General features: G+C 71.5%; 27 protein-coding genes and 1 pseudogene. 8 read left to right on the forward strand and 20 right to left on the reverse strand.

Annotated elements, in window-relative coordinates:
- Positions 1–383: 383 nt before the first annotated feature.
- A complete protein-coding gene (locus ACIGO6_RS33115; protein ID WP_399882807.1) occupies positions 384–1,841 on the reverse strand; it encodes an alkaline phosphatase PhoX in 1,458 nt (485 codons plus the stop codon).
- 269 nt (positions 1,842–2,110) lie between these two features.
- Positions 2,111–3,538, reverse strand: coding sequence for a hypothetical protein (locus tag ACIGO6_RS33120; RefSeq protein WP_399882809.1), 1,428 nt, complete (start codon positions 3,536–3,538; stop codon positions 2,111–2,113).
- Positions 3,539–3,839: 301 nt separating this feature from the next.
- Here ACIGO6_RS33120 and ACIGO6_RS33125 point away from each other — a divergent pair, with 301 nt between their 5' ends.
- Positions 3,840–5,669: an endonuclease/exonuclease/phosphatase family protein gene (locus ACIGO6_RS33125; protein ID WP_399882811.1), complete on the forward strand. Its 1,830-nt coding sequence runs from the start codon at positions 3,840–3,842 to the stop codon at positions 5,667–5,669.
- 22 nt (positions 5,670–5,691) lie between these two features.
- On the opposite strand, the gene ACIGO6_RS33130 is transcribed toward ACIGO6_RS33125, so the two are convergent.
- From ACIGO6_RS33130 to ACIGO6_RS33140, 3 genes are all read right to left on the reverse strand, one after another.
- Positions 5,692–6,399 (reverse strand): antibiotic biosynthesis monooxygenase, encoded by a 708-nt coding sequence (locus ACIGO6_RS33130; protein ID WP_399882813.1) that lies wholly within the window; start codon positions 6,397–6,399, stop codon positions 5,692–5,694.
- A gap of 171 nt (positions 6,400–6,570) precedes the next feature.
- Positions 6,571–7,164: a DUF3618 domain-containing protein gene (locus ACIGO6_RS33135; protein WP_399882815.1), complete on the reverse strand. Its 594-nt coding sequence runs from the start codon at positions 7,162–7,164 to the stop codon at positions 6,571–6,573.
- Positions 7,161–7,580: a phage holin family protein gene (locus ACIGO6_RS33140; RefSeq protein WP_399882817.1), complete on the reverse strand. Its 420-nt coding sequence runs from the start codon at positions 7,578–7,580 to the stop codon at positions 7,161–7,163. Before ACIGO6_RS33140 ends, ACIGO6_RS33135 begins: the two co-directional genes overlap by 4 nt.
- Positions 7,581–7,745: 165 nt before the next feature.
- Between ACIGO6_RS33140 and dapA the strand changes: the two genes are divergently transcribed.
- A complete protein-coding gene (gene dapA, locus ACIGO6_RS33145) occupies positions 7,746–8,681 on the forward strand; it encodes a 4-hydroxy-tetrahydrodipicolinate synthase (protein WP_399882819.1) in 936 nt (311 codons plus the stop codon).
- On the opposite strand, the gene ACIGO6_RS33150 is transcribed toward dapA, so the two are convergent.
- Positions 8,666–8,896, reverse strand: a complete 231-nt coding sequence (locus ACIGO6_RS33150; RefSeq protein WP_399882821.1) for a hypothetical protein — start codon at positions 8,894–8,896, stop codon at positions 8,666–8,668. The two genes, dapA and ACIGO6_RS33150, sit on opposite strands and share 16 nt — an antisense overlap.
- 152 nt (positions 8,897–9,048) lie before the next feature.
- Here ACIGO6_RS33150 and ACIGO6_RS33155 point away from each other — a divergent pair.
- Positions 9,049–9,450 (forward strand): annotated as a pseudogene (locus ACIGO6_RS33155) (hypothetical protein); the annotation flags it as partial.
- Between the two features lie 42 nt (positions 9,451–9,492).
- Positions 9,493–9,906, forward strand: a complete 414-nt coding sequence (locus tag ACIGO6_RS33160; RefSeq protein ID WP_399882859.1) for an adenylyltransferase/cytidyltransferase family protein — start codon at positions 9,493–9,495, stop codon at positions 9,904–9,906.
- Between the two features lie 44 nt (positions 9,907–9,950).
- Here the strand turns inward: ACIGO6_RS33160 and dapD are convergent, their stop codons facing one another.
- The 11 genes from dapD to ACIGO6_RS33215 form a co-directional block, all read right to left on the reverse strand.
- Positions 9,951–10,940 carry a 2,3,4,5-tetrahydropyridine-2,6-dicarboxylate N-succinyltransferase gene (dapD, locus tag ACIGO6_RS33165; protein WP_399882823.1) on the reverse strand — a complete coding sequence of 330 codons (990 nt, stop codon included), beginning with the start codon at positions 10,938–10,940 and terminating at the stop codon, positions 9,951–9,953.
- A gap of 98 nt (positions 10,941–11,038) precedes the next feature.
- Positions 11,039–11,584: a TetR/AcrR family transcriptional regulator gene (locus ACIGO6_RS33170; RefSeq protein WP_399882825.1), complete on the reverse strand. Its 546-nt coding sequence runs from the start codon at positions 11,582–11,584 to the stop codon at positions 11,039–11,041.
- Positions 11,584–11,904 carry a DMT family transporter gene (locus ACIGO6_RS33175; protein ID WP_395572624.1) on the reverse strand — a complete coding sequence of 107 codons (321 nt, stop codon included), beginning with the start codon at positions 11,902–11,904 and terminating at the stop codon, positions 11,584–11,586. Before ACIGO6_RS33175 ends, ACIGO6_RS33170 begins: the two co-directional genes overlap by 1 nt.
- A gap of 101 nt (positions 11,905–12,005) precedes the next feature.
- The gene (locus tag ACIGO6_RS33180; protein ID WP_030403776.1) at positions 12,006–12,338 is read right to left on the reverse strand and encodes a metal-sulfur cluster assembly factor; all 333 of its coding nucleotides are present in this window, start codon (positions 12,336–12,338) and stop codon (positions 12,006–12,008) included.
- On the reverse strand, positions 12,335–12,805 hold the full coding sequence (sufU, locus tag ACIGO6_RS33185; RefSeq protein WP_399882828.1) for a Fe-S cluster assembly sulfur transfer protein SufU: 471 nt from the start codon (positions 12,803–12,805) through the stop codon (positions 12,335–12,337). The genes ACIGO6_RS33180 and sufU overlap by 4 nt, the downstream gene beginning before the upstream one ends.
- Positions 12,806–12,822: 17 nt before the next feature.
- Complete coding sequence (locus ACIGO6_RS33190; RefSeq protein WP_399882830.1) at positions 12,823–14,079, reverse strand: cysteine desulfurase; 1,257 nt, start codon at positions 14,077–14,079, stop codon at positions 12,823–12,825.
- Entirely contained in the window at positions 14,076–14,840 is a 765-nt protein-coding gene (sufC, locus tag ACIGO6_RS33195) for a Fe-S cluster assembly ATPase SufC (protein ID WP_399882832.1), read from the reverse strand. Before sufC ends, ACIGO6_RS33190 begins: the two co-directional genes overlap by 4 nt.
- A 7-nt stretch (positions 14,841–14,847) precedes the next feature.
- On the reverse strand, positions 14,848–15,165 hold the full coding sequence (locus ACIGO6_RS33200; protein WP_019329250.1) for a non-heme iron oxygenase ferredoxin subunit: 318 nt from the start codon (positions 15,163–15,165) through the stop codon (positions 14,848–14,850).
- Positions 15,162–16,346 carry a Fe-S cluster assembly protein SufD gene (gene sufD / locus ACIGO6_RS33205; RefSeq protein WP_399882834.1) on the reverse strand — a complete coding sequence of 395 codons (1,185 nt, stop codon included), beginning with the start codon at positions 16,344–16,346 and terminating at the stop codon, positions 15,162–15,164. The genes ACIGO6_RS33200 and sufD overlap by 4 nt, the downstream gene beginning before the upstream one ends.
- 59 nt (positions 16,347–16,405) lie before the next feature.
- On the reverse strand, positions 16,406–17,827 hold the full coding sequence (gene sufB / locus ACIGO6_RS33210; protein ID WP_030403772.1) for a Fe-S cluster assembly protein SufB: 1,422 nt from the start codon (positions 17,825–17,827) through the stop codon (positions 16,406–16,408).
- On the reverse strand, positions 17,824–18,612 hold the full coding sequence (locus tag ACIGO6_RS33215; RefSeq protein WP_399882837.1) for a helix-turn-helix transcriptional regulator: 789 nt from the start codon (positions 18,610–18,612) through the stop codon (positions 17,824–17,826). The genes sufB and ACIGO6_RS33215 overlap by 4 nt, the downstream gene beginning before the upstream one ends.
- Positions 18,613–18,772: 160 nt before the next feature.
- On the opposite strand from ACIGO6_RS33215, the gene ACIGO6_RS33220 reads away from it, so the two are divergent.
- The 4 genes from ACIGO6_RS33220 to ACIGO6_RS33235 all read left to right on the forward strand — a co-directional run bounded on the left by ACIGO6_RS33220 (position 18,773) and on the right by ACIGO6_RS33235 (position 22,476).
- Positions 18,773–19,561: an aminoglycoside N(3)-acetyltransferase gene (locus ACIGO6_RS33220; protein ID WP_399882839.1), complete on the forward strand. Its 789-nt coding sequence runs from the start codon at positions 18,773–18,775 to the stop codon at positions 19,559–19,561.
- 144 nt (positions 19,562–19,705) lie between these two features.
- Positions 19,706–20,629: an ABC transporter ATP-binding protein gene (locus tag ACIGO6_RS33225; RefSeq protein ID WP_399882841.1), complete on the forward strand. Its 924-nt coding sequence runs from the start codon at positions 19,706–19,708 to the stop codon at positions 20,627–20,629.
- Positions 20,626–21,399, forward strand: a complete 774-nt coding sequence (locus ACIGO6_RS33230) for an ABC transporter permease (protein WP_399882843.1) — start codon at positions 20,626–20,628, stop codon at positions 21,397–21,399. Before ACIGO6_RS33225 ends, ACIGO6_RS33230 begins: the two co-directional genes overlap by 4 nt.
- A 54-nt stretch (positions 21,400–21,453) precedes the next feature.
- On the forward strand, positions 21,454–22,476 hold the full coding sequence (locus ACIGO6_RS33235) for a heme A synthase (protein ID WP_399882845.1): 1,023 nt from the start codon (positions 21,454–21,456) through the stop codon (positions 22,474–22,476).
- On the opposite strand, the gene ACIGO6_RS33240 is transcribed toward ACIGO6_RS33235, so the two are convergent.
- The 3 genes from ACIGO6_RS33240 to ACIGO6_RS33250 all read right to left on the reverse strand — a co-directional run bounded on the left by ACIGO6_RS33240 (position 22,431) and on the right by ACIGO6_RS33250 (position 24,767).
- Entirely contained in the window at positions 22,431–23,168 is a 738-nt protein-coding gene (locus tag ACIGO6_RS33240; protein WP_399882847.1) for a nucleotidyltransferase domain-containing protein, read from the reverse strand. The genes ACIGO6_RS33235 and ACIGO6_RS33240 overlap by 46 nt on opposite strands.
- A gap of 80 nt (positions 23,169–23,248) precedes the next feature.
- On the reverse strand, positions 23,249–24,355 hold the full coding sequence (locus tag ACIGO6_RS33245; protein ID WP_399882849.1) for an amidohydrolase family protein: 1,107 nt from the start codon (positions 24,353–24,355) through the stop codon (positions 23,249–23,251).
- Between the two features lie 67 nt (positions 24,356–24,422).
- Positions 24,423–24,767 carry a hypothetical protein gene (locus ACIGO6_RS33250; protein ID WP_399882851.1) on the reverse strand — a complete coding sequence of 115 codons (345 nt, stop codon included), beginning with the start codon at positions 24,765–24,767 and terminating at the stop codon, positions 24,423–24,425.
- Between the last annotated feature and the right edge of the window lie 176 nt (positions 24,768–24,943).

The raw sequence follows: 24,943 nt of genomic DNA on the forward strand, positions 1-24,943 counted from the left end.
CCGAATTGAGCTACACCGACCCGAAGTCGATGACGGGATTCGAACCCGCAACCGTCCGGTCAAAGGAAGTATCCGCTGCCTGCGCACCGGGCACCCACCATCTGCTGCGCCTCCCGAGATCAAGTCGGCGGCGGCATCGGATTCTTTTTGGAGAAGAAGTAGCCGCAGCCTGCGCACCGGGAGGTGCATGAAGTTCTAGGTGTCCAGAGTTCAGGTCGGCGGAACCGACAAGGTGCTCCAACCCCTGAGCTACACCGGCGCGTTGTGCCGGTGACGGGACTCGAACCCGTGGCCGCCCCATTATCAGTGGAAGTAGGTCCTGCCTTCGCACCTGGACGTTCATTACTCTAAAAGGGCGACCCTCGGTCGGGCGAGCGAATTAACTACCGGCGCTTCTGCCGCTTCCAGGGCCCGGTGATGGCAAGCATGATGCCGGGGTCCTGGATGTTGGCGTAGAGGGTCTTGCCGTCGGGCGAGAAGGTGACGCCGGTGAACTCGCTGTACTCGGGTTCCTCTTCGGAGCCGACGTTCAGTTCGTTGCGGGCGATGGGGTACGTGCGCCCGCTGTCGGTGGCGCCGAAGAGGTGCTGGACGCCGTCGCCGTCCTCGGCGATGACGAGTCCGCCGTACGGGGAGACGGTGATGTTGTCGGGGCCGTCGAAGGCGCCGTCGGCGGACGGGTCGGCGTTGACGCCGAGGAGGACCTTCAGGGTGAGGGTGCGTCGCTTGGGGTCGTAGAACCAGACCTGGCCGTCGTGCGGCCGGCCGGGGCTCTCGTCACGGGCGTAGGAGGAGACGATGTAGGCGCCGCCGTCGGCCCACCACATGCCTTCCAGCTTGCGGGCGCGGGTGACCTGTCCGTCGGTGAACTGCTTGCGCACGGACGTGGTCTTCGCGTCCCGGTCGGGTACGTCGATCCAGTCGACGCCGTAGACGGTGCCGGTCTTCGTCGCGCGGGAGAGGTCGTCGACGAACTTGCCGCCGGAGTCGAAGCACTTGAAGGCCTGGAGGACCCCGGCGTCGTCGGCGAGGGTGCGCAGCCGGCCGCGACCGTGCCGGAAGCCCTCCGGCGGGGTCCAGCGGTAGAGGAGGCCGTTGGGGCCGGAGGCGTCCTCGGTGAGGTAGGTGTGGCCGCGCTTGGGGTCGATGACGACGGCCTCGTGGGCGTAGCGGCCCAGCGCCTTGATCGGCTTGGGGTCGCGGTTGGCGCGCCGGTCCTCGGGATCGACCTCGAAGACGTAGCCGTGGTCCTTGGTCATCCCCTCCTCGCCGGCCTTGTCCTCGGTCTCCTCGCAGGTCAGCCAGGTGCCCCACGAGGTGCTGCCGCCCGCGCAGTTGGTGGCGGTGCCGGCGATGCCGACCCATTCGGCGACGTGGCCGCCGCGGCGGACCTCGACGACGGTGCAGCCGCCGGCGGCGGCCGGGTCGTAGACGAGGCCCTCGGTGAGCGGGACGGGGTGCGGCGCGTCGTCGCGGTGGCCGCCGATCTCGTGGTTGTTGACGAGGAGGGTGGTGCCGCGCGGGCCGTCGAAGGCGGCGGTGCCGTCGTGGTTGGACGGGGTGTACTCGCCGGACTCCAGCCTGGTCCGGCCGCAGTAGGTGATGATCTCGTACCGGAAGCCGGCGGGCAGGGCGAGGATGCCGTCCGGGTCGGGGACCAGCGGCCCGTAACCCACCCCGTCGTGCCCGTGACCTCGGCCGTGTTCCTCCCCCACGCTCTCGGTGTCCGTGGACGCGAGGGCGTTCGGGGCGGTGGCGAGGGCGCCGACACTGCCCGCCAGCGCGACCCCGGCGCCGGTGAGCGCGGATCGGCCGGCGAAGTCCCTACGGGTGAGCGACATGGTGTCTCCTGTGACGGTGAACGTGCCGTGGAGGGTGGCGGACCTCGGTCCGGCGACACGGTGGCGGCCGCGGCTGAACGGCGGTTGAACTGAGCGCGACGTCTCCTCACACAGCCGCGGGCCATCGTGCCCCCGGGGGCGGCGCGGGTGGGCGGTGGGGGTCGCCCCGCTCGAGCGAAGCCGGGAGTGGGGGAGGCACCCCGCAACGCCGGGCCGCGCCACCCACCCCGCCCAGCCGACCGGCGTGAACCGGGCACCGCCCGTTGCGGTCAGCCGCCGTGCTGCGACCGAGCCTTGAACGCCGCCTTCCGGGCCTCCTTGGCCACCTTCTTGTCGGGATGCAGCCGCCCCATCGCCTCCAGCACGTCCGCCGTGGCCGGGTGCTCGACCCGCCAGGCCGTGTCGAAGAACCCGCTGTGCTGCCGGGCCAGGCCCTCCACCAGCGCGCGCAGCTCCTCGGAGTTGCCCTCGGCCGCGAGCTGCGCGGCCACGGTGTCGATGGTCAGCCAGAACACCATCTCCTGCGGCGGTGCGGGGACGTCCTGGGCGCCGTGTTCGGTCAGCCAGACCCGGGCCAGGCCGCCCAGCTCGGCGTCGTCGAGGACCTCGCGCAGCGCGGGCTCCGCATCGGCACCGACCAGGGACAGCGCCTGCTGGCAGCGCAGCCGCCGCAGGGGCGCGCCGGTGTCCGAGCCGCGGGCCGCGGCCAGCAGTTCGCGCGCGGCGGCGAGCGGCTCGCGGTGGGCCAGCCACAGCTCGGTCTCGGCGTGGGCCGACGCGGGCGGGAAGGGGGCGGTGCCGTCGAGCAGCGCGTCGGCGCCCTTGTCGGCGAGGTCGCCGACGGCCGGCGCCGTGAACCCGGCCTCCTGCAGCCGGATACGCAGGCCGTACAGCCCGAGCGGCGTGAGCCGCACCATGCCGTAGCGGGCGACGTCGGCCTCGTCGACCGGCGCCGCGGGCTCCTCGTCCGCGTCGGCCATCAGGTCCTCGTCGACCGGCTGGTACGCGACGAGCCCGACCGGCTCCAGCAGCCGGAACTGGTCGTCCAGCCGCATCATCGCGTCGGACACCTGCTCCAGCACGTCGTTGGTGGGCTCGCCCATGTCGCCGGGCACGATCACGGACGCGGCCAGCACGGGCAGCGGCACCGCGGCGTCGGCGGGACCCTGCTCGCCGACGGTGAGCAGGTAGAGGTTGCCGAGCACCCCGTCGAGCAACTCCGCCTCGGCCTCCGGGTCCCAGTCGAGGGACGACAGGTCGACCTCGCCGCCCTTGGCCATCGCGTCGACCAGGTCGTCGAGGTCGGGCACGCTCGCGTCGGCGAGCACCGCCTCCAGGGCGGTGAGCCACACCCCGAGCACGTCCTGTGGGGAGCCGCCCGTGAGCAGGGCGAGGTTCTCGCCCGCCGCGACGGTGCCCGCCTCCTCGTCGGTGATCTCGACGAGGCCCGTGTCCACGGCGATCCGCCACGCCTCGCTCGCGTACGCCGCCGCGTCGTCCCCGCTCAGCCCGAGTTCCCCGGCCGCCGCGGGCAGCTGCTCCTCGGCGAGCCCGCCCCCGGCGTCGACGCGGGTGTCCGGACCGGCCCAGCGGGCCAAGCGGGCGGCCCTGGCGAGCACCGGTGCGGACAGCGCCTCGCGGGCCAGTTCCGCTTCGGGACGCAGCCGGGCGGGCGGCAGGGTGGAGCTGTCTGACATCGGCTGTTTCTCCTCGCACGCCTTGACCGCCGTACGGCCATCCGGACGCCGTACGGCTCAACCGCTCAGCCTAGACGGGTTTCCACCCATGCCGCCCGGTTCATCTCCCCGTCGGCTGCCGTACATGGCCGAAACCTTGACAACGGGCGTTACCAGGCAGGAGATTGACGCGCGTAGAAGGCGGGGGGACAAGTGTTCACTCAGGCCTGTCCGTGCGCTGGTGGGCCCGGCCCTGTTGACCCCTCGCTCCCCACGTCCCACCCTCGTCCCGGCGCTCTGTCACGTCCCCGGAGGGATCCCGTTGGCCAGCAAGTCCTCCGCGCGCCTCGCCGCGCTCACCGTCGCCGCCGTCTGCTCGGTGACGTCCACCGTCGTCCTCACCTCGCCCGCGCACGCGGACTCCGTGCGCGTCCACGACATCCAGGGCAGCACCCGGCTGTCTCCGTACGCGGGCAAGCAGGTCACGGACGTGGCCGGAATCGTCACCGGCGTCCGCGGCTACGGCAGCTCCAGAGGTTTCTGGATCCAGGATCCGCAGCCGGACGCCGACCCGGCCACCAGTGAGGGCGTCTTCGTCTTCACCGGCTCCACCCCGAAGGGCGTCGCCGTCGGTGACGCGGTCACCGTGTCCGGCACGGTCTCGGAGTACGTCCCCGGCGGCACCTCCTCCGGCAACCAGTCGTTGACCGAGATCACCCGCCCGACGTTCACCGTCGTCTCCAGCGGCAACGCGGTCCCGGCCGCGACGACCGTCTCCGCCCGGTCCGTGCCGCGCGCGTACGCCCCCGAGGGCGACGAGGCCGCGAACGGCTCGGTCAACGGCCTGACGCTCCGGCCGACGAAGTACGCCCTGGACCACTACGAGTCCCTGGAGGGCATGAACGTCCGGGTCGCCGACGCCCGTGTCGTGGGCGCCTCCGACCCCTACACCGAGCTGTGGGTCACGGTGAAGCCCTGGGAGAACGCCAACCGCCGCGGCGGCACGGTGTACGGCTCCTACGACTCCCAGAACACCGGCCGCCTCCAGATCCAGTCCCTGGGCAAGCCGGCCGACTTCCCCGACGCCCACGTGGGCGACACCCTCGCCGGCACCACCGCGGGCCCGCTGGACTACAACCAGTACGGCGGCTACACGCTGGTCGCGAGCGAGATCGGCACGCTGGAGAGCGGGGGCACCGCCCGCGAGTCGACGCGCGCGCAGAGCAGCCGCGAGCTGGCGGTGGCCACGTACAACGTGGAGAACCTCGACCCGTCCGACGACACCTTCGCGGCGCACGCCGAGGCGATCGTGCACAACCTGAAGTCGCCCGACATCGTGTCCCTGGAGGAGATCCAGGACGACAACGGCGCGACGGACGACGGCACGGTGGCCGCCGACGCGACGGTCGGCAAGCTGATCGACGCGATCGTCGCGGCCGGCGGCCCGCGCTACGACTGGCGCGGCATCGACCCGGTCGACGGCGAGGACGGCGGGCAGCCCGGCGGCAACATCCGCCAGGCGTTCCTGTTCAACCCGGAGCGGGTCTCCTTCACCGACCGCGGAGCGGGCGACGCCACCACCGCGACCGGGGTGACGAAGGTGCGCGGCAAGGCGGCGCTCACCCACTCCCCCGGCCGCGTCGACCCGGCGAACCCCGCCTGGGAGGACAGCCGCAAGCCGCTGGCCGGCGAGTTCGTCTTCCGGGGCCGGACCGTCGTCGTCATCGCCAACCACTTCAACTCCAAGGGGGGCGACCAGGGCCTGACGGCGCAGTACCAGCCGCCGTCGCGCAGCTCGGAGACCCAGCGGCACGCCCAGGCGAAGGTGGTCAACACCTTCGTCAAGGACGTCCTGGCCACCCAGCGGAACGCGGACGTCATCGCCCTCGGCGACATCAACGACTTCGAGTTCTCGCAGACGACCCGCATCCTGGAGGACGACGGCGCCCTGTGGTCGGCGGTCAAGTCACTGCCGCGGAGCGAGCGTTACTCGTACGTCTACCAGGGCAACAGCCAGGTCCTCGACCAGATCCTGGTCAGCCCGTCGGTCCGGTGGGGCGGGCACCTGTCGTACGACAGCGTGCACATCAACGCCGAGTTCCACGACCAGGTCAGCGACCACGACCCGCAGGTGCTGCGGTTCCGTCCTTGACCGGCGTCGCGCGGGGGCGGGTTCAGCGCGGCACGAGGCCGAGGGCGTGGTCGTAGCGGCTGACCCCGCCGCCACTCGTCATACCCGGCCAGTTCTGCACCCGCTCCCACTGCGGCGTCGCCGAGCCGACGCCGTTGCCCGGTGCCGCGAGGGCGTCGATGTGGGCCTGGGCGCTCTCCCACTCGGCGTAGTTGAGGACGCGGGTGCCGTCGGTGCTGAGGTGGAAGTGGGCGGAGATGCCGCCGGGGCGCGGCTCCGGCTCGCTCGCCAGGGCCTCGAAGACGGCGTCGACCCAGGCGCGCTGCCGTCCGGGATCGGGCGACTCGAACTCGACGTCGACGATGATGATGCAGCCTGGGACGGGAGCCGTGCCGTTCTCGCGGGTGAGGCTGCGGTAGTGCCGGTACCTGCCGAGCCCCAGCCGCTCGATGCCCGGCACGGCGGTGTCGATCTCGTCGACGCGTTCCTGCCGTTGCGTCTTGACGAAGGCCTCGTAGGCCTGCTCGCTCGCCCACTGGGAGTGGTGCAGCAGCGTGCTGCCGTCGTGGCCGGTGTAGACGTGGTAGCCGAGCAGGTCGTCGGCGGGCCAGGAGCGGCGCTCCCAGGTACGGGCGATGGCGTCCACGGTCTGCCGCTGCCGCTCGGGCGTGCCCACCCGCCAGGTGCTGAAGAAGGGGGCCTGGACGTCCGGGCGGACGAGGTCGGGGTGGGCGTCGGTACGGCGGGTCATGCCGGCCTCCACTGATCGGTGGTCGTCGGGTGCAGGCACCACCCTCCGACCTCGACCAAGGTTGAGGTCAAGTGCAACGCACCACACGACGCGCGCACACGGCGAGGGACCCCGGCCGGGGCCCCTCGCCGCACCGCGCGCCGCCCCCCTCTCTCTCCGTCACCCTCGCCCTCAACAGTGCCCGTGCTGACGGCGCCGCAGCACGCCCACCGCGACCACCGCGCCCGCCGCCGCCCCGACGGCGAGCACCACACGCGGATGCTCGCGCCCGGCCCGCGCCGCGGCACGCACCCGCCCCGGCACCCGCCGCTCCGCGGCATGCCCGGCCTGCCCCGTCCGGTCCCGCACGGTGTGCCCGGCCTGCCCCGCCTTCTCCTGCACGGCGTGCCCGGCCCGGCCGGCCCTGTCCTGCGCGGCGTGCCCCGCCCGGCTCGCCTTGTCCTGCGCGGCGTGTCCGGCGCGGCTCGCCTTGTCCTGCACGGTGTGCCCGGCGCGGCTCGCCTTGTCCTGCACGGTGTGCCCGGCATGCGCGGCGGAACTGCGCAGCTGCACGGTCATGGCACCGGCCTTGTCCCTGAGGTCGGCGGCCCGGGCCTTGGCGCGGCCCTTCACATCCGCCTTCCCCGCCAGCTCCTCCACGGTGTCGCCGAGCTGGCTGCGGGTCTCTTCGATCTGCTGCCGCAACTCGTCGGGCCCCTTGGCCCCACCCACTGGCTGCGCGGTGGAGCCGGCCTTCGTGCCGTCCCCGCTCGTCGCGTCGGTCATCGATGTGCCCTTTCCCTGATCTGGTCCATGTCGGCCCTGACGCTGCCGATGGTCTGCTCGGGTTTCGGGGGCACGGCGCGACGGAGCTGGGCGCGGCCCATCATGGCCAGTACACCCGCGATCACGAAGAGCACCGCCGTCACGATGAGCGCCGCGGCCCAGACGGGCAGTACCAGCGAGAGTGCGGCGATGGCCGTACCGGCCAGCGCGATCAGACCGACGTACCCGATGGCGCCCGCGGCGCCGAGCATCCCGCCGCCACGCCCCGCGCGCTTGCCCTTCTCGGCCAGCTCCATCTTGGCGAGGGCCACTTCCTGGCGCACGAGCCGGGAGAGCTGTTCGGTGGCCTGACCGACGAGTTCGCCCACGGAGTGGTGCTCGTCGCGCACCGGCCTGGTGTGCAAGGTCCCGGTCACGGTGTGCCTCCTCTCGGTTCGGAGCCCCCCGGGTACCCCCGACCGAACGGCACTACCCCTGCCCTGACAGGCCGCCGCACACACCCCCACACCTCAGCACCTCTTACAGGTACCGCGTAGAAGAATTAAGTGGAGCTACGAGATGACCCCGCCGACACTACTCCCATGACGACAGACGACGACCGCAGCGACCGCCCCTCACCCCGTCCCTTCGGCCGCGCGCTGTGCGCCATGATCACGCCCTTCACCGAGGCGGGCGCCCTCGACCTGGACGGTGCCCAGCGGCTCGCCGACCGGCTGGTCTCGCGGGGCTGCGACGGCCTGGTGCTGTCCGGCACGACGGGCGAATCGCCGACGACCACGGACGCCGAGAAGTCGGCGCTGGTCACCGCGGTGCGGGAGGCGGTCGGGGACCGGGCGGCACTCGTCGCCGGCGTGGGCACCGCCGACACCCGGCACACGGTGGAACTGGCGCTGGCGGCGGAGAAGGCCGGCGCGGACGGACTGCTGGTGGTCGCGCCGTACTACAGCAGGCCCCCGCAGGACGCCCTGGAGGCACACTTCCGGGAGATCGCGGACGCCTGCGGACTGCCGCTCGCCCTCTACGACATCCCCGCCCGCACCGGCACCCGCATCGAACCCGACACACTGGTCCGCCTCGCCGAGCACCCGCGGATCGTCGCCGTCAAGGACTGCTCCTACGACCTCCTCGGCACGCAGAAGGTGCTGGCGCGCACGGACCTGGCGTACTACGCGGGCTGCGACGAGCAGATCCTCCCCCTGTACTCGATCGGCGCCGCGGGGTACGTCAGCACGGTCGCGAACGTCGCCCCGGAACCGCTCCGCGCCGTCCTGGACGCGTTCGACGCGGGCGACCCGCAGCGGGCCGCCCGGCTCCAGCGCCGGGCGCTCCCGCTCATCGAGCTGATGATGGCGGCGGGCCTGCCCGGCACGGTCACCACCAAGGCACTCCTCGGCGCCCTGGGCCTGCCCGCCGGCCCGGTCCGCAGCCCCCTGCGCCCCGCCGACCGCAAGACGACCGACGCCCTCCTGCGCGCGTACGAGGCTCTGACCCCCGGAGCCACTCAGTCCCAGGCGTAACCGTCACCGAACAGCAGCGTGTGCTCCAGCACATCCTCCGCCGGGTCGTCGATCTGCCCCACGTGGGCGTTGACCAGCCCCATCCGGGGCCCGTTGTGCGAATCGGTGGTCGTCTCGTCGGCGTGCGCGACCCCCGCCGGCGCCCAGCACACCAGCGCCGCGGCCCCCGCCCCGGCCAGCCAACGCGCCACGTTCCTCGCCCGCTCGTTCGTCATACCAGGCCCCTCGTCTCGTCGGATCGACGTCTGATCGGACTCCGCGTCCACCCGTTCATCCGCCAAACCCACCGGAAGGTCACGGAAGTTCATGGCCGGTCATCCGTACGAGGTGTGTCCCCCGTGTCAGTGGCGGCTGTCATGCTGCGGACGTGACCCCTTGGAATCTGGAAGTCCTCGACAAGGCTCTCCGCGTCAGTTGGGCCGCCGACACCTGCTCGCCGGACGATCTCGCCCGGGCCGGCTGGGGGCCCGACAACCCGGCCTGGGGGCACTGTGACATCACGGCGTTGCTCGTGAACGACGTCTTCGGTGGGGACCTGATGGTGGGAGAGGTCCACCACGGTGGGGAACAGCACGGGTTCCACTGGTGGAATCAACTACCCAGCGGCGTGGAACTCGACCTGACGCGCGAGCAGTTCCGGGACGGTCAGACGGTCACCGCGGCCCGTGTCGTCGAGCGCCCGCCGGGGCCTGTGCCGCGGCGGTGGGAGGATTACCTCCTCCTGCGTGAGCGTGTCGGCCGGCATCTCGGCCACCTTCCGGCGCCCGCTGCCCGTGCCGGGACGAGCACGCGGACGAACGTCTACGTCGACATGGTGGGAGATCTCTTCCACCCGGGACACGTCGCGCTTCTCAAGGCCGCGCGCGGCTTCGGGGAGCGGCTGATCGTCGGCGTGCTCTCGGACGAGGTCGTGGCCGGGTACAAGCGGCGGCCCGTCATGACCCTGGCCGAGCGGGTCGCCGTGGTCGAGGCCTGCCGCTACGTCGACGCGGTGATTCCGAACGCTCCGGAACACGTGACGACCGAGTTCCTGGACGAACACGACATCGCGGTGGTCGTGCACGGGGACGATCTCTCGCCCGAGGCCCTCGAAGAGGTCTTCGGCCCGGTCGCCGCCGCGGGGAGGTTGCGGCTCGTGGAGTACACGGCGGGTGTCTCCACCACCGACCTCATCCGGAGGTGCCTGGAGCGAGGCGTCGCCCAGGCACCTGTCCCGGAGGCCTGAGGGGAGTGTTCGTCAGTTGTGACTGGTGTCAGGTGTGACTGATGTCAGTTGTGACTGTGCAGGATCTCGTTCAGGCCGCCCCACACCGCGTTGTTCGGGCGGGCCTCGACCGTGCCCGTGACCGAGTTGCGGCGGAAGAGGATGTTGGAGGCGCCGGAGAGTTCGCGGGCCTTGACGACCTGGCCGTCGGGCATGGTCACGCGGGTGCCGGCGGTGACGTAGAGGCCGGCCTCGACCACGCACTCGTCGCCCAGCGCGATGCCCACGCCCGCCTCGGCGCCGACCAGGCAGCGCTCGCCGATGACGATGCGGACGTTGCCGCCGCCGGAGAGGGTGCCCATGGTGGAGGCGCCGCCGCCGATGTCGGAGCCGTCGCCGACGACGACGCCCGCGGAGATGCGGCCCTCGACCATCGAGGTGCCCAGCGTGCCCGCGTTGAAGTTGACGAAGCCCTCGTGCATGACCGTGGTGCCCTCGGCCAGGTGCGCGCCGAGCCGGACGCGGTCGGCGTCGGCGATGCGCACGCCCTTGGGGGCGACGTAGTCCGTCATGCGGGGGAACTTGTCGATCGAGGTCACCTGGAGGTGCAGGCCCTCGGCGCGGGCGTTGAGGCGGACCTTCTCGATGTCGTCGACGGCGACCGGGCCGAGCGAGGTCCAGGCGACGTTGGCGAGGTGGGCGAAGACGCCGTCCAGGCTCTGGCCGTGCGGCTTGACCAGGCGGTGGGAGAGCAGGTGCAGGCGCAGGTAGACGTCGTGCGTGTCGACCGGCTTCTCGTCCAGCGAGGAGATGACCGTGCGGACCGCGACCACCTCGACGCCGCGCCGGGCGTCCGGACCGATCGCCGCGGTCGCGCCGCCGCCGAGGAGTTCGGCCGCCTGCTCGGCGGTGAGGCGCTCGGTGCCGGACGGGCCGGGCTCGGCGACGAGTTCGGGGGCGGGGAACCAGGTGTCGAGAACGGTGCCGTCGGCGGCGATCGTGGCAAGTCCGGCGGCCACGGCGCCGGTGGTACGGGAAGCAGTCGTGTCGGTCATGAGGGCAACCTAACCGGCCGCCGCCGGTGGAAGCGAGTCGGCCCCGCGGGCGTCTCGCTTGCCGGGCGGTACGGAAGCGGTGGCGGCTCCCGAGGTGGTCACGGGGTCGCAGGGATCACCCTCGCCAGCACCTCCCGCGCGTACTCCTCGTCGTACGGCGTGTCCGTCAGCAGGACCTGCAGACAGATCCCGTCCAGCACCGCGACCAGCGCCCGCGCCGTCACCGGGTCCGTCCGAGCGGCGAGCAGCGCGCCGACGCCCTCCGCCCACTCCGCGGCGACCGGACGCAGCGCGGGGCGGCGCAGGGCGGCCAGGTACAGCTCGTACTCCAGCTCGACGCCCGTGCGGTCGCCGCCGAGCCACTCGCCGAGGACGCGGGCGAGCTCCGCGGGCAGGTCGGCGTCCGGGTCCGACAGGGCCGGGTGTGCGGCGACCACCTCGGCGAAGCCCTCGTTGGCCTGGCGCAGGGCGGCGACCAGGAGCTCGTCCAGGGTCGCGAAGTGGTACGTCGTGGAGCCGAGAGGCACGTCCGCCTCGGCGGCGACCGTGCGGTGGCTCAGGCCGGCGATGCCCTTCCGCCCGACGACCCGGATCGCCGCGTCGATGATGCGCTGTCGTCGCTCGGGGTCGTAGCGGCGGGACATCAGTGCGCGCCGCCCAGGTTGAGGACGACGACGCCGACGATGATCAGCGCGATGCCGGCGGCCTTGGTCACGGTCATCCCCTCGCCCATGAACGCCACCCCGATCGCGGCGATGGCCGCGGTGCCCACGCCGGCCCAGATGGCGTACGCCGTGCCGACGGCGAGGACCTTCAGGGTCTGGGCGAGCAGCGCGAAGGAGAGGACGTAGGCGAGTGCCGTCAGCAGGGAGGGGCCCAGTCTGCTGAAGCCCTCGCTGTACTTCATGGCGGTGGTGCCGGCGACCTCGGCGGCGATGGCTCCGGCCAGGAGCAGATATCCCATGTGTACGAGCGTACATAGCGAGGGACGCGGACACACAGGAACCCGAAGACACAAGAACGGCGACGCCCGGTGGGCGTCGCCGTTCTCGCAAGCAGTGTGTCTCAGACGTTGAACCCGAGCGCGCGCAGCTGCTCGCGCCCGTCGTCCGTGATCTTGTCCGGGCCCCACGGCGGCATCCAGACCCAGTTGATCCGCAGCTCGCTGACGAGGCCGTCCGTGGCGGACTTGGCCTGGTCCTCGATCACGTCCGTCAGCGGACAGGCCGCCGACGTCAGGGTCATGTCGACGGTCGCGATGTTCGCGTCGTCGACGTGGATGCCGTAGATCAGGCCCAGGTTGACGACGTCGATGCCCAGCTCGGGGTCCACGACGTCCATCAGGGCCTCGCGGAGTTCCTCCTCCGAGGCCGGCTTCATCTCCACGGTCTCGCTCATGCCGTCGTCTCCTTCTCGGCGTCGGCGCCGTCCAGCGCCTGGGCCGTCGCGTCCTTCCAGGCCATCCAGCTCAGCAGGGCGCACTTGACCCGGGCCGGGTACTTCGAGACCCCGGCGAACGCGACCGCGTCCTCCAGGACCTCCTCCATCGCGTCGTCGGGCTCGAGCCTGCCCTTGGACTGCATCAGCTCCAGGAAGGTCTCCTGGATCTTCTGCGCCTGGGCCAGGTCCTTGCCGACCAGCAGCTCGTTCAGCACAGAGGCCGAGGCCTGGCTGATCGAGCAGCCCTGGCCCTCGTAACTGACGTCACTGATCGTCGTGCCGTCGTACTTCACGCGGAGCGTGATCTCGTCCCCGCAGGTGGGGTTGACGTGGTGGACCTCGGCGTCGCCATCCCGCAAGCCCCGCCCGTGCGGGTTCTTGTAGTGGTCCAGGATGACTTCCTGGTACATGGAGTCCAGCTTCATGCTCTTCGCTCGTCCCGTCAGCCGAAGAAGTTCCGTACGTGCTCCAGGCCGTCGACCAGCGCGTCGATCTCGGCCGGCGTGGAGTACAGATAGAACGACGCTCGCGTGGTCGCAGGAATTCCGTACCGCAGGCAGACCGGTCGCGCGCAGTGGTGGCCGACGCGAACCGCTATGCCCTGCTCGTCCAGCACCTGGCCCACGTCGTGCGGGTGGATGTCGCCGAGCGTGAAGGAGATCGCCGCGCCCCGCTCCTCGGCCGTGGTGGGGCCGATGATGCGCAGGTCGGGGACCTCCAGCAGCCGCTTCACCGCGTACTCGGTGAGCGCGTGCTCATGGGCGAGGATCTTGTCCATGCCGATCGACTGGAGGTAGTCGATCGCCGCGCCGAGGCCGACCGCCTGCGCGATCGGGGGCGTGCCCGCCTCGAACTTGTGGGGCGCCGGGGCGTACGTCGAGGAGTGCATCGAGACGGTCTCGATCATCTCGCCGCCGCCGAGGAAGGGCGGGAGGTCCTCCAGGAGCTCCTGGCGGCCCCACAGGACGCCGATGCCCGTCGGGCCGCACATCTTGTGGCCGGTGAAGGCCACGAAGTCGGCCTGGAGGGCCTGTACGTCCAGCGGCATGTGCGGCGCGGCCTGGGAGGCGTCGATGCAGACGAGCGCGCCGACCTCCTGGGCGCGGCGCACGATCGCCTCGACCGGGTTCTGGGTGCCCAGGATGTTGGAGACCAGCACGAAGGAGACGATCTTCGTCTTCTCCGTGATGACCTCGTCGATGTTGGACAGGTCCAGGCGGCCGTCGTCGGTCAGGCCGAACCAGCGGAGCTTTGCGCCGGTGCGCTGCGCCAGCAGCTGCCACGGCACGATGTTGGAGTGGTGCTCCATCTCCGTGATGACGATCTCGGTCTCGTGGTCCACGCGGTAGGGCTCGTCGGCCCAGCCCAGCATGTTGGCCACGAGGTTGAGCGACTCCGAGGCGTTCTTGGTGAAGATCACCTCGTCGCGGGAGGGCGCGTTGATGAACTCCGCGACCTTGTCGCGCGCGCCCTCGTACAGCGCCGTGGCCTCCTCGGCGAGGACATGCACGCCACGGTGGACGTTGGCGTTGTGCTGCTCGTAGTACTCGTCGAGCACGTCGATGACCTGGCGGGGGGTCTGCGAGGTCGCGGCGTTGTCGAGGTAGACGAGCTTCTTACCGTCGTGGAGCACGCGGTCCAGGATCGGGAAGTCCTTGCGGATCGCCTCGGTGTCGAGGAGGCCCGGCAGCTGTGTCACGCGGATGCGCCACCCTTCGTGTATGCCTCGTAGCCCTCGTTCTCCAGCTTGTCGGCGAGCTCGGCGCCGCCGGACTCGGCGATCCGGCCGTCGGCGAAGACGTGGACGTAGTCGGGCTTGATGTAGCGCAGGATGCGCGTGTAGTGCGTGATCAGCAGGGTGCCGACCTCACCGGTCTCGCGGACGCGGTTGACGCCCTCGGAGACGACGCGCAGCGCGTCGACGTCCAGGCCGGAGTCGGTCTCGTCGAGGATGGCGACCTTCGGCTTGAGCAGCTCCAGCTGGAGGATCTCGTGGCGCTTCTTCTCACCGCCGGAGAAGCCCTCGTTGACGTTGCGCTCGGCGAAGGCGGGGTCCATGTTGAGGCGCTCCATGGCCTCCTTGACCTCCTTGACCCAGTGCCGCAGCTTGGGGGCCTCGCCGCGGACGGCGGTGGCGGAGGTGCGCAGGAAGTTGGAGACGGAGACGCCGGGGACCTCGACCGGGTACTGCATGGCGAGGAAGAGGCCGGCGCGGGCGCGCTCGTCGACGGACATCTCGAGGACGTCCTCGCCGTCGAGGGTGACGGTGCCGCCGGTGATCGTGTACTTGGGGTGACCCGCGAGCGAGTAGGCGAGGGTCGACTTGCCGGAGCCGTTGGGGCCCATGATGGCGTGCGTCTCGCCCTGCTTCACGGTGAGGTCGACGCCCTTGAGGATCTCCTTCGTGGCGTTGTCGGCCTCGACGGTGACGTGCAGGTCTCGGATTTCAAGCGTTGCCATGGGTGCCTCAGGACTCCTGGGTGAGGGAGACGAGCACGTCGTCCCCTTCGATCTTTACGGGGTATACGGGGACGGGGCGCGTCGCCGGAAGACTGTCGGGCTTGCCCGAGCGGAGGTCGAAGCGCGAGCCGTGCAGCCAGCACTCGATGTGGCAGTCGTCGACCTCGCCCTCGGCGAGCGAGACGTTCGCGTGCGAGCAGATGTCGTGGATCGCGAAGACCTCGCCCTCGGTCCGCACGACGGAGATCGGCGTGCCGTCGAGTTCCACCCGCTTCGGGGTGTCCTCCTCCAGCTCGTCCGCTCCGCAGACGCGTACGAAGGTCATGCGACCGACGCCTCCAGCTCCTCTTCGATCTTGGCGAGCAGACGCTCCTCGATGTCCGCCACGCCGATCTGCTGGACCAGCTCGGCGAAGAAGCCGCGGACCACCAGGCGGCGGGCGTCGATCTCGGGGATGCCGCGCGCCATCAGGTAGAAGAGCTGCTCGTCGTCGAAGCGGCCGGTGGCGGAGGCGTGGCCGGCGCCGACGATCTCGCCGGTCTCGATCTCGAGGTTCGGCACCGAGTCGACCCGCGCGCCGTCCGTGAGGACAAGGTTGCGGTTCATCTCGTAGGTGTCGGTGCCCTCGGCCTTGGCCTCGATAAGCACGTCGCCGATCCAGACGGCGTGCGCGTCGTCGCCCTGGAGCGCGCCCTTGTAGACGACGTTCGACTTGCAGTGCGGGACATTGTGGTCGACCAGGAGGCGGTGCTCCTGGTGCTGGCCGGCGTCGGTGAAGTACAGACCGAACAGCTCGGCCTCGCCGCCGGGCCCGGCGTAGGCGACGCGCGGGTGCAGCCGGACCAGGTCGCCGCCGAAGGTGACGACGAACGACTTGAAGCCGGCGTCGCGGCCGATCAGCGCGTTGTGCTGGCCGACGTGCACGGCCTTGTCGTCCCAGTCCTGGACGGAGACGACGGTCAGCTTGGCGCCGTCGCCGAGCACGTAGTCGACGTTGGCGGCGAGCACCGCGTCACCCGTGTGGTCGATGACGACCACGGCCTCGGCGAAGGCTCCCAGCTCGATGACCTGGTGGGCGTAGGCGGTACCGCCCTCGCCGTGCACGGCGATGCGGATCGGCTCGGTGAGGACCGTCTCCTTGGGGACGGTGATCACACCGGCCTTCTCGAACGCCGAGTAGGCCTGGGCGGCGACCCGGTCCACGGGGGTGCCGGCCCTGCCGATGCGCGCGTCGTCACGGCCGACGGTCTCGACGACGACGCCCTCGGGCGCCTCGACGTCGACCTTCACACCGTCGCCGGTCGCGACCGCGGTGCCGTCGTGCAGCCCGCGCAGCCGCTCCAGCGGCGTGAACCGCCACTCCTCCTCGCGGCCGTGGGGGACCGCGAAGTCCGCCACGTCGAAGGACGGGGGCGCGCTCATGCGCGTGGCGACGGTCGACTCGGCGGCCACCGCGATCTGGCCCGCGGTGGTGGACCCCACGGGGATGTTCTGAGCCTCAGCCATGGCTGTCGGTCTGCTCTCTTCCTACGTCTGAAATCTGGCGACTGCTTCGGGGCGGTCCGTTAACCGACCGCGCCCTCCATCTGCAGCTCGATCAGCCGGTTGAGCTCCAGGGCGTACTCCATGGGCAGCTCCTTCGCGATCGGCTCGACGAAGCCGCGCACGATCATCGCCATCGCCTCGAACTCGGTCAGACCGCGGCTCATCAGGTAGAAGAGCTGGTCCTCGGAGACCTTGGAGACGGTCGCCTCGTGGCCCATGGACACGTCGTCCTCGCGGACGTCCACGTACGGGTACGTGTCGGAGCGCGAGATCGTGTCGACGAGCAGTGCGTCGCACAGCACGTTCGACTTGGAGCCGTGGGCGCCCTCGCCGATCTCGACGAGACCGCGGTAGGACGTACGGCCGCCACCACGCGCCACGGACTTCGAGACGATGTTGGAGGACGTGTTCGGCGCCATGTGGACCATCTTGGAGCCGGCGTCCTGGTGCTGGCCCTCGCCCGCGAAGGCGATGGACAGGGTCTCGCCCTTGGCGTGCTCGCCCATCAGGTAGACGGCCGGGTACTTCATCGTCACCTTGGAGCCGATGTTGCCGTCGATCCACTCCATGGTCGCGCCCTCGTACGCCACGGCGCGCTTGGTGACCAGGTTGTAGACGTTGTTCGACCAGTTCTGGATGGTCGTGTAGCGGCAGCGGGCGTTCTTCTTGACGATGATCTCGACGACCGCGGAGTGCAGCGAGTCCGACTTGTAGATCGGGGCGGTGCAGCCCTCGACGTAGTGCACGTAGGCACCCTCGTCGACGATGATCAGGGTCCGCTCGAACTGGCCCATGTTTTCCGTGTTGATGCGGAAGTAGGCCTGGAGCGGGATCTCGACGTGCACGCCCGGGGGCACGTAGATGAAGGAGCCGCCGGACCACACGGCGCTGTTCAGCGACGCGAACTTGTTGTCACCGACGGGGATGACGGTCCCGAAGTACTCCTTGAAGAGCTCCGGGTGCTCCTTCAGGGCCGTGTCCGTGTCCAGGAAGATGACGCCCTGCTCCTCCAGGTCCTCGCGGATCTGGTGGTAGACGACCTCCGACTCGTACTGGGCCGCGACACCGGCGACGAGGCGCTGCTTCTCCGCCTCCGGGATGCCGAGCTTGTCGTAGGTGTTCTTGATGTCCTCGGGCAGGTCCTCCCAGGACTCCGCCTGCTTCTCCGTGGAGCGCACGAAGTACTTGATGTTGTCGAAGTCGATGCCCGACAGGTCCGAGCCCCAGTTGGGCATGGGCTTCTTCTCGAAGAGGCGCAGGCCCTTGAGACGGAGCTTGGTCATCCACTCCGGCTCGTTCTTCTTCGCGGAGATGTCGCGGACGACGTCCTCGTCGATGCCGCGCCTGGCAGAGGCGCCGGCCGTGTCGGAGTCGGCCCAGCCGTATTCGTACTTGCCCAGGCCCTCGAGCTCAGGGTGAGCAGTCTCCGTGGGGAGAGTCATGCGGGGTTCCTCCCGGCCGTGCTTGCAGATGCGATATCGGTAGCGGTGTGCGTGGACGCGTGCGGCGGGTTCGCCGCAGGCGAGGTCTTGTGTGAAGTCTCGTGCGAGGTCTTCGGAATGAACGTGGTGCAGACCCCGTCGCCGTGGGCGATGGTCGCGAGCCGCTGCACATGCGTACCGAGCAGCTCGGCGAAATATTCCGTCTCCGCCTCGCACAGCTGCGGGAACTGCTCGGCGACGTGGGCGACCGGGCAGTGGTGCTGGCACAGCTGCTCGCCCTGCTGGGGGTGGGGCGCGCTCCGCGCGGTAGCAGCGTACCCGTCCGCGCTCAGGGCCTTGGCCAGTGCTTCTGTGCGCTTCTCCGGGGGCGCCGACTCGACCGCCTTGCGGTACGCGCCCCCCTGGCCGGCGATCCGGGCCCGGGCGAAGGCGGCGATCGCCTTCTCCCCGCCCTCCTGCTCGGCGATCCAGCGCAGGGCGTCCGCGGCCAGCTTGTCGTACGACTGGTCGAAGGCGTCCCGGCCGCAGTCGGTGAGCGCGAAGACCTTGGCGGGCCGTCCACGCGTGCGCGCGCCGTAGACCCGCTGTTCACGGGCTTCGACCACGTCGTCGGCGACCAGGGCGTCGAGGTGGCGCCGGACGGCGGCCTGGGTGAGGCCCAGACGCCCGGCGAGCTCGGCGACGGTCGAGGGCCCGTGGTCCAGGATGGAGCGCGCGACGCGGTTGCGGGTGGACCGCTCACCGGTCGCGAGTTCCTCCTGGGGAGCCTCGCCAACGTTTTTCACAACGCCATTGTTGCGTAATTCCGTCGAGCCGGGCAAGCCGCGTCCGGATCATCGGACGGTGCCCTGCGTCACTTAGGTATACCTAATCTGACCTGCGGAAACGATCTTTGATCGATCAATCCGGTGGCGTCCCGGCCGGGCCTGCGGGACACTCCCCGGCATGCCCACACCCCCTCCCACCGGCCCACTCGTCACCCGCGGCACGATCGCCGCCGGGCTGCGCGAGCTGGGTGTGCGGACCGGTGACACCCTCCTCGTGCACTCCTCCCTCAGCTCTCTCGGCTGGGTCTGCGGCGGACCCGTCGCGGTCGTCCAGGGACTGCTCGACGCGCTCGGCCCGGACGGCACCCTGGTGGTCCCGACCCAGACCGGCGACCTCTCGGACCCGGCGCTGTGGAAGAGCCCGCCGGTACCCGAGGAGTGGTGGGACACCGTGCGGGCCGCCATGCCCGCCTACGACCCGCTGATCACGCCCTCGCGCGGGGTCGGCGTGCTCCCCGAGACCGTGCGCACCTGGCCGGGTGCCCTGCGCAGCGCCCACCCGCAGACGTCCTTCGCGGCCCTCGGCCCACGCGCCGCCGAGGTGGTGGCCGGGCACGCGACGGACTGCCGGCTGGGCGAGCGGAGTCCGCTGGCGGCCCTGGAGCGCCTGGGCGCCCGGGTGCTGCTGCTCGGCGCGGGCTACGAGGCGTGCACCTGCTTCCACCTCGCCGAGTACCGGATCCCCTCCCCTCTGGTGGAGGTGGGGCGTCCGGGGCCGGTGGGCTGGGAGCGTGTGACCGAGGTGTCGATCACCTCGGAGCGGTTCGACGAGCTGGGGCACGACTTCGAACGGGACCGGCCCGTCGTACGGGGGCGGGTCGGCGCGGCGGTCGTGCGCCTGTTCCCACTGGCGGACGCGGTCGCGTACGCGGAACGGTGGCTGCCGCTGCACCGGCCGCGGGAGTGAGCGCGCCCCGGCGCGCGTGCCGGTGGCGCGGCCCGCGGGTGACGGGCGCGCCGCGAACCCTCCGGACGCGCGCCACAACCCCTCCGGAGGAGTTCCCGCACCCCCGCGCCCGCCTGCTCCCGCGCCTACCTAGACTCGTGACCCATGCGAAGTGAGCCCGTGGTCCAGGTCCAGGCCCTGGTGAAGCGGTACGGCACGAAGACCGCGGTGGACGGCCTCGACCTGGTGGCCCGGGCGGGTGTCACCGCCGTACTCGGCCCCAACGGGGCGGGAAAGACGACCACGGTCGAGACCTGCGAGGGATACCGGAAGCCGGACTCCGGCACGGTGCGCGTCCTGGGCCTGGACCCGGTGCGACAGGGGCCCGAGCTGCGGCCCCGGGTCGGCGTGATGCTCCAGTCCGGCGGCGTCTACTCCGGTGCCCGCGCCGACGAGATGCTGCGCCACGTCGCGAAGCTGCACGCCCATCCGCTGGACGTCGACGCCCTGATCGAGCGGCTCGGGCTGGGCTCGTGCGGCCGGACCACGTACCGCAGGCTCTCCGGCGGGCAGCAGCAGCGGCTCGCCCTCGCGATGGCCGTCGTCGGCCGCCCGGAGCTGGTGTTCCTGGACGAGCCGACCGCCGGCCTGGACCCGCAGGCCCGCCGCGCCACCTGGGACCTGGTCCGGGACCTGCGCACCGACGGCGTGTCCGTCATCCTCACCACCCACCACATGGACGAGGCCGAGCAGCTCGCCGACGACGTCGCCGTCATCGACGCCGGCCGGGTCATCGCCCAGGGCTCGCCCGAGGAACTGTGCCGCGGCGGCGCGGAGAACACCCTGCGCTTCACCGGCCGTCCCGGACTGGACGTCGCCTCCCTGCTCAAGGCCCTGCCCGCGGACTCCTCGGCCGCCGAACTGACGCCGGGCACCTACCGGGTCAACGGCAAGGTCGACCCGCAGCTGCTCGCGACGGTGACCTCCTGGTGCGCGCAGCACGGGGTGATGCCGGACCGCATCTCGGTGGAGCGGCACACCTTGGAGGACGTCTTCCTGGAACTCACGGGCAAGGAACTGCGCTCATGACGACGACCACCGGCTCCTACACGCCGAAGCCCGGTGCCGCGCCGCTCGGGCGCATGATCGCGGCGCAGGCCGCGCTCGAGACGAAGATGCTGCTGCGCAACGGCGAGCAGCTGCTGCTGACGGTGGTCATCCCGACGCTGCTGCTGGTCCTGTTCAGCTCCGTGGACATCATCGACACCGGGGCGGGCGAGGCCGTCGACTTCCTGGCCCCCGGCGTCCTCGCACTCGCCGTGATGTCGACGGCGTTCACCGGGCAGGCCATCGCCACCGGCTTCGAGCGCCGGTACGGGGTGCTGAAGCGGCTGGCCGCGTCGCCGCTGCCCCGGTGGGGCCTGATGACCGCGAAGACGGTCTCCGTCCTGGTCACCGAGGTGCTCCAGATCGTGCTGCTGACCGTGATCGCCTTCGCGCTGGGCTGGTCGCCGCAGGGCAACCCGCTCGCCGTACTGCTCCTCCTGGTCCTCGGCACGGCCGCCTTCTCCGGGCTCGGGCTGCTGATGGCGGGCACGCTGAAGGCGGAGGCCACGCTGGCCGCCGCCAACCTGGTCTTCCTGCTGCTGCTCGTCGGCGGCGGGGTCATCGTGCCGCTGGACAAGTTCCCGGACGCGGCGCAGAGCGTGCTCGGACTGCTGCCGATCTCCGCGCTGTCGGACGGGCTGCGGGACGTGCTCCAGCACGGGGCCTCGATGCCCTGGGGCGACCTGGGGATCCTGGCCGTGTGGGCGGTCGCCGGGCTTGCGGCGGCCGGGAAGTTCTTCCGCTGGGAGTAGGGACACATGCCCGGGACCGACCCTCGTGAAAGCGTGCACAAGCGGGCGCCTACGATGGACGGCGTGCCAAACGTGACCCGCGCCGACGCCGCAGCCGCCGTGCGCAACCCGCTCGCCTTCATCGCCGCACGCTGGACCCCGCATCCCCGGACGGTCCAGCGGGCGGCCTTCATCGCGCTCGCCATGGCGGTGGTCATCGTCGTCACCGGCGGTGCCGTACGTCTGACCGGCTCGGGCCTCGGCTGCCCGACCTGGCCGAAGTGCACCGACGACTCGCTGACCACGACCAGCGAGATGGGCTTCCACGGCATCATCGAGTTCGGCAACCGCATGCTGACGTACGTGCTGTGCGCCGCGGTCGGCTGGGCGATCATCGCCGCGCGGTCGCAGAAGCCGTACCGGCGCAGTCTGACCCTGCTGGGCTGGACGCAGTTCTGGATCGTGATGGGCAACGCGATCCTCGGCGGCATCGTGGTCCTCGTGGGCCTCAACCCGTACACCGTCGCCTCCCACTTCCTGCTGTCCACCGCGCTGATCGCCGTCGCGACCGTGATGTGGCAGCGGACCCGGGAGGGCGACGGGGCGCCGCGCCCCCTGGTCGGCAGGGCGATCCAGCAGCTGGTGTGGGTGATGGTCGCCGTCTCCGCCGTGCTGATCGCGGTCGGCACGGTGGTCACCGGCGCCGGTCCGCACGCGGGCGACTCCAGCGACGTCCCGCGGATGCCGGTCGACTGGGAGATGGTGAGCAAGGCGCACGCCGTGCTGGCGTGGGTCGTGGTGACGCTGACGTTCGCCCTGTGGTTCGTCCTCAAGGCGGTCGACGCGCCCAAGGGCCCGCTGGCGCGCACCCGTGACCTGTTCCTGGTGCTGCTCGCGCAGGGTGCCATCGGTTATGTGCAGTACTTCACCGACCTGCCCGAGATCCTGGTCGGCCTGCACATGTTCGGCTCGTGCGTGATGTGGATCGCGGCGCTGCGGGTGCTGCTGGCGCTGCGCGAACGGCCGCAGGACACGGCGCCCGGGCTGCCGGTTCAGGAGTACGCGGCCACCAGCGTGTCGATGGCCGGCCCCAGGTAGCTCCGGGTCAGCTCGGCGCGGCGGGCGGTCCACTCCTCGGTGGGCCGCGCCGGGTTGCCGTACCGCCGCTCGGCGATGTCCTCGACGACCTCCCCGGGGGCGCCCAGGGCGGGCAGCTCCTCCAGGGCCTCTCGTTTGGAGATCAGGCGGCCGTCCCGCAGCGTGACGGTGGCACGGGCGAAGGTGAGCAGGCCGAGATCGATCCAGACGTCCTGCCGCCACAGCTCCGCCTTGCGCACGGTCGGCCGCCAGAAGTCCCGCTGGTCCCGGACGACGAACTCGGCCAGCTCCGTGTCCGGCACCGGCGGCAGCAGTTCCTTCGGCGTCCCACCGTGCAGGACGCGGCCGAAACCGTGGAGCTCACGCCGGGTGACCGGGGTGACCGGCCGCTTGAAGAGCTCCCGGTGGGCCCACGTCAGATGGCGCCGCCCGGCGTCTTCGACGGTGCCGGTCGACAGGTAGGTGCAGTGCAGCAGCCCGGCCAGTGGTTCGGCGCGCAGGCGGGCGTGGAGCAGCCCCAGGCGCCAGGCCGTGCGGGTCGTGGCCGGACGTGGCAGGACCGCGATCAGGTCGAGGTCGCTGCGGCCCTCCTGGTAGTCACCGCCGGCCAGCGAGCCGTGGGCCCAGACGGCGACGGGGGCGAGGGGCGTCAGGCCGGTGAGGAAGCGGTCGAGCAGGGCGTCGGTCGGCATGCGCCCAGTGTGGACGCGTCACTCCGCTCTGTACACCCGTCACTCCGGTCCGTAGTCCGTCACGCCGGTTCGTACGTCCCTCACTCCAGTCCGTACACCCGTCCCGCGTTCCCCGACGCGATCATTCCCGCCACCCGCTGCGCGTCCCCCAGCGCCCACGCCCCCTCGGCCACCCAGTTCCCCAGCACCCGCCCGAGGGCCTCGCGGAACAGGCGGGCGCCCACCACGTGCAGCTCGGGCAGGCCCTGGGCGCCGCTGGAGAACAGGATCTTGCCGAAGGGGGCCAGCTCCAGGATCTCCGCGAGGACCGTCGCGGCCCGGGCTCCGGTGCGCACCAGGGCGGCACCCGAGTCGGCGTAGACGTGCGGGAAGACGCCGGCGAGGTGGGCGGCGTGGCGGTGGTAGGGGTAGCCGTGCAGGAGGACCAGGTCGGTGCCGAGGCCGGCGGTGGCCCGGACGAAGTCGGTGAGCAGGACCGGGTCGGTCCGGTCGATGCGCAGGCCCGGCTCGCCGAGGCCCGCGTGCAGTTGCAGCGGCAGCCCGGAGGCGACGGCGATCCACAGCAGGTGCCGCAGCAGCACCGGGTCGCTCAGCTCGCCGCCGACCTCGCGCCCCGTCAGCCAGCGGGCGGCGGCGCCGCGCACCTCCCCCGGGCCCGGCGGTTCCGGCGCGAGCGCCAGACCGTGCCGTACGCCCGCGACGGAGGTGAAGGCGACCGCGTCCGCGGCGGCGCCGTGCACGGCCTCGGCGAGGTTGGCGAGGAAGGAGTCGACGGTGCCGGAGGTGTCGGCGACCTGCTCGGCGAGCAGCTCCAGGCGCACGATCTCGCGGGCGTCGGCGGCCGCGGCCGAGGCCAGCTCCGCGGGCGAGGTGAGGTCGCCCGGCAGACCCGCGTCCACGAGGTAGGTCGTGATGCCGCTGCCGCGCAGCAGCCTGCGGTCGGCCTCCATGACGCCCAGCTCGCGCCGCCGGGCCAGGTAGCGGGCCGGCGGGCAGTGGGGTTCCAGACCGAGCAGGGGCGGGCACCAGCGGCGTACCGCGAAGCCGGTCTGGGTGTCGAAGAGGGTGGTGCCCGGCGCGGGCGGGCCCTCGGTGCGGGCCAGCTGGGCCTCGAAGGTGCCGAGGCCCAGCTCCGTTCTCAGGACACCGTGGCAGTACTGGTCCACCAGGGACGGCGTTTCGATCATCCGGGCTCCCCGTGCTGGGACCGTGTGCCTGACGGCTTTCCTACGGTCCTAACGGGTGAACCCGGTGTCAGGTGTTGCTCGGCCCGCCCACCTGGATGCCTGCCATGCGCGACCACTCGTAGCGGCCCGTCGTCACCTTGGCCGCGAACTCGCCGTCGAAGTCCTCGTGGACGGTGATCCCGGACTTCTCCACGGCCTTCTGCGCCGTCCCGTAGGAGCGCGCGACGAGGTCGCCCCAGCCGCCGTCCTCGCCGACGAGCACGATCCGGGCCCCGCGCTCGCCGATGTAGGCCACCTGTGCCTCGGCGCCGCCGTGGGCCTTGGAGAAGGAGTCGATCCGCCGGGCGAGCCGGGTCGCCTCGCGCTCGGCCCTCCGGTCGGCCTTCGCGTCAACCTGCTGCGTGTCTGCCATGACCAGGATGCTACCGACGGGTAGATCAAACGGCGACGGGCGGGGGGGGGGGGGGGGGGGCCCCCCCCCCCCCCCCCCCCCGGCCCCCCCCCCCCCCCCGGGGCGCCCCCCCCCCCCCCCCCCCCCCCCCCCCCCAACGGGCCCCCCCCCCGGGGAGGCCCCCCCCCCGTAGGGGT

This window comes from Streptomyces sp. NPDC053750 (assembly GCF_044544295.1).
GTDB lineage: Bacteria > Actinomycetota > Actinomycetes > Streptomycetales > Streptomycetaceae > Streptomyces.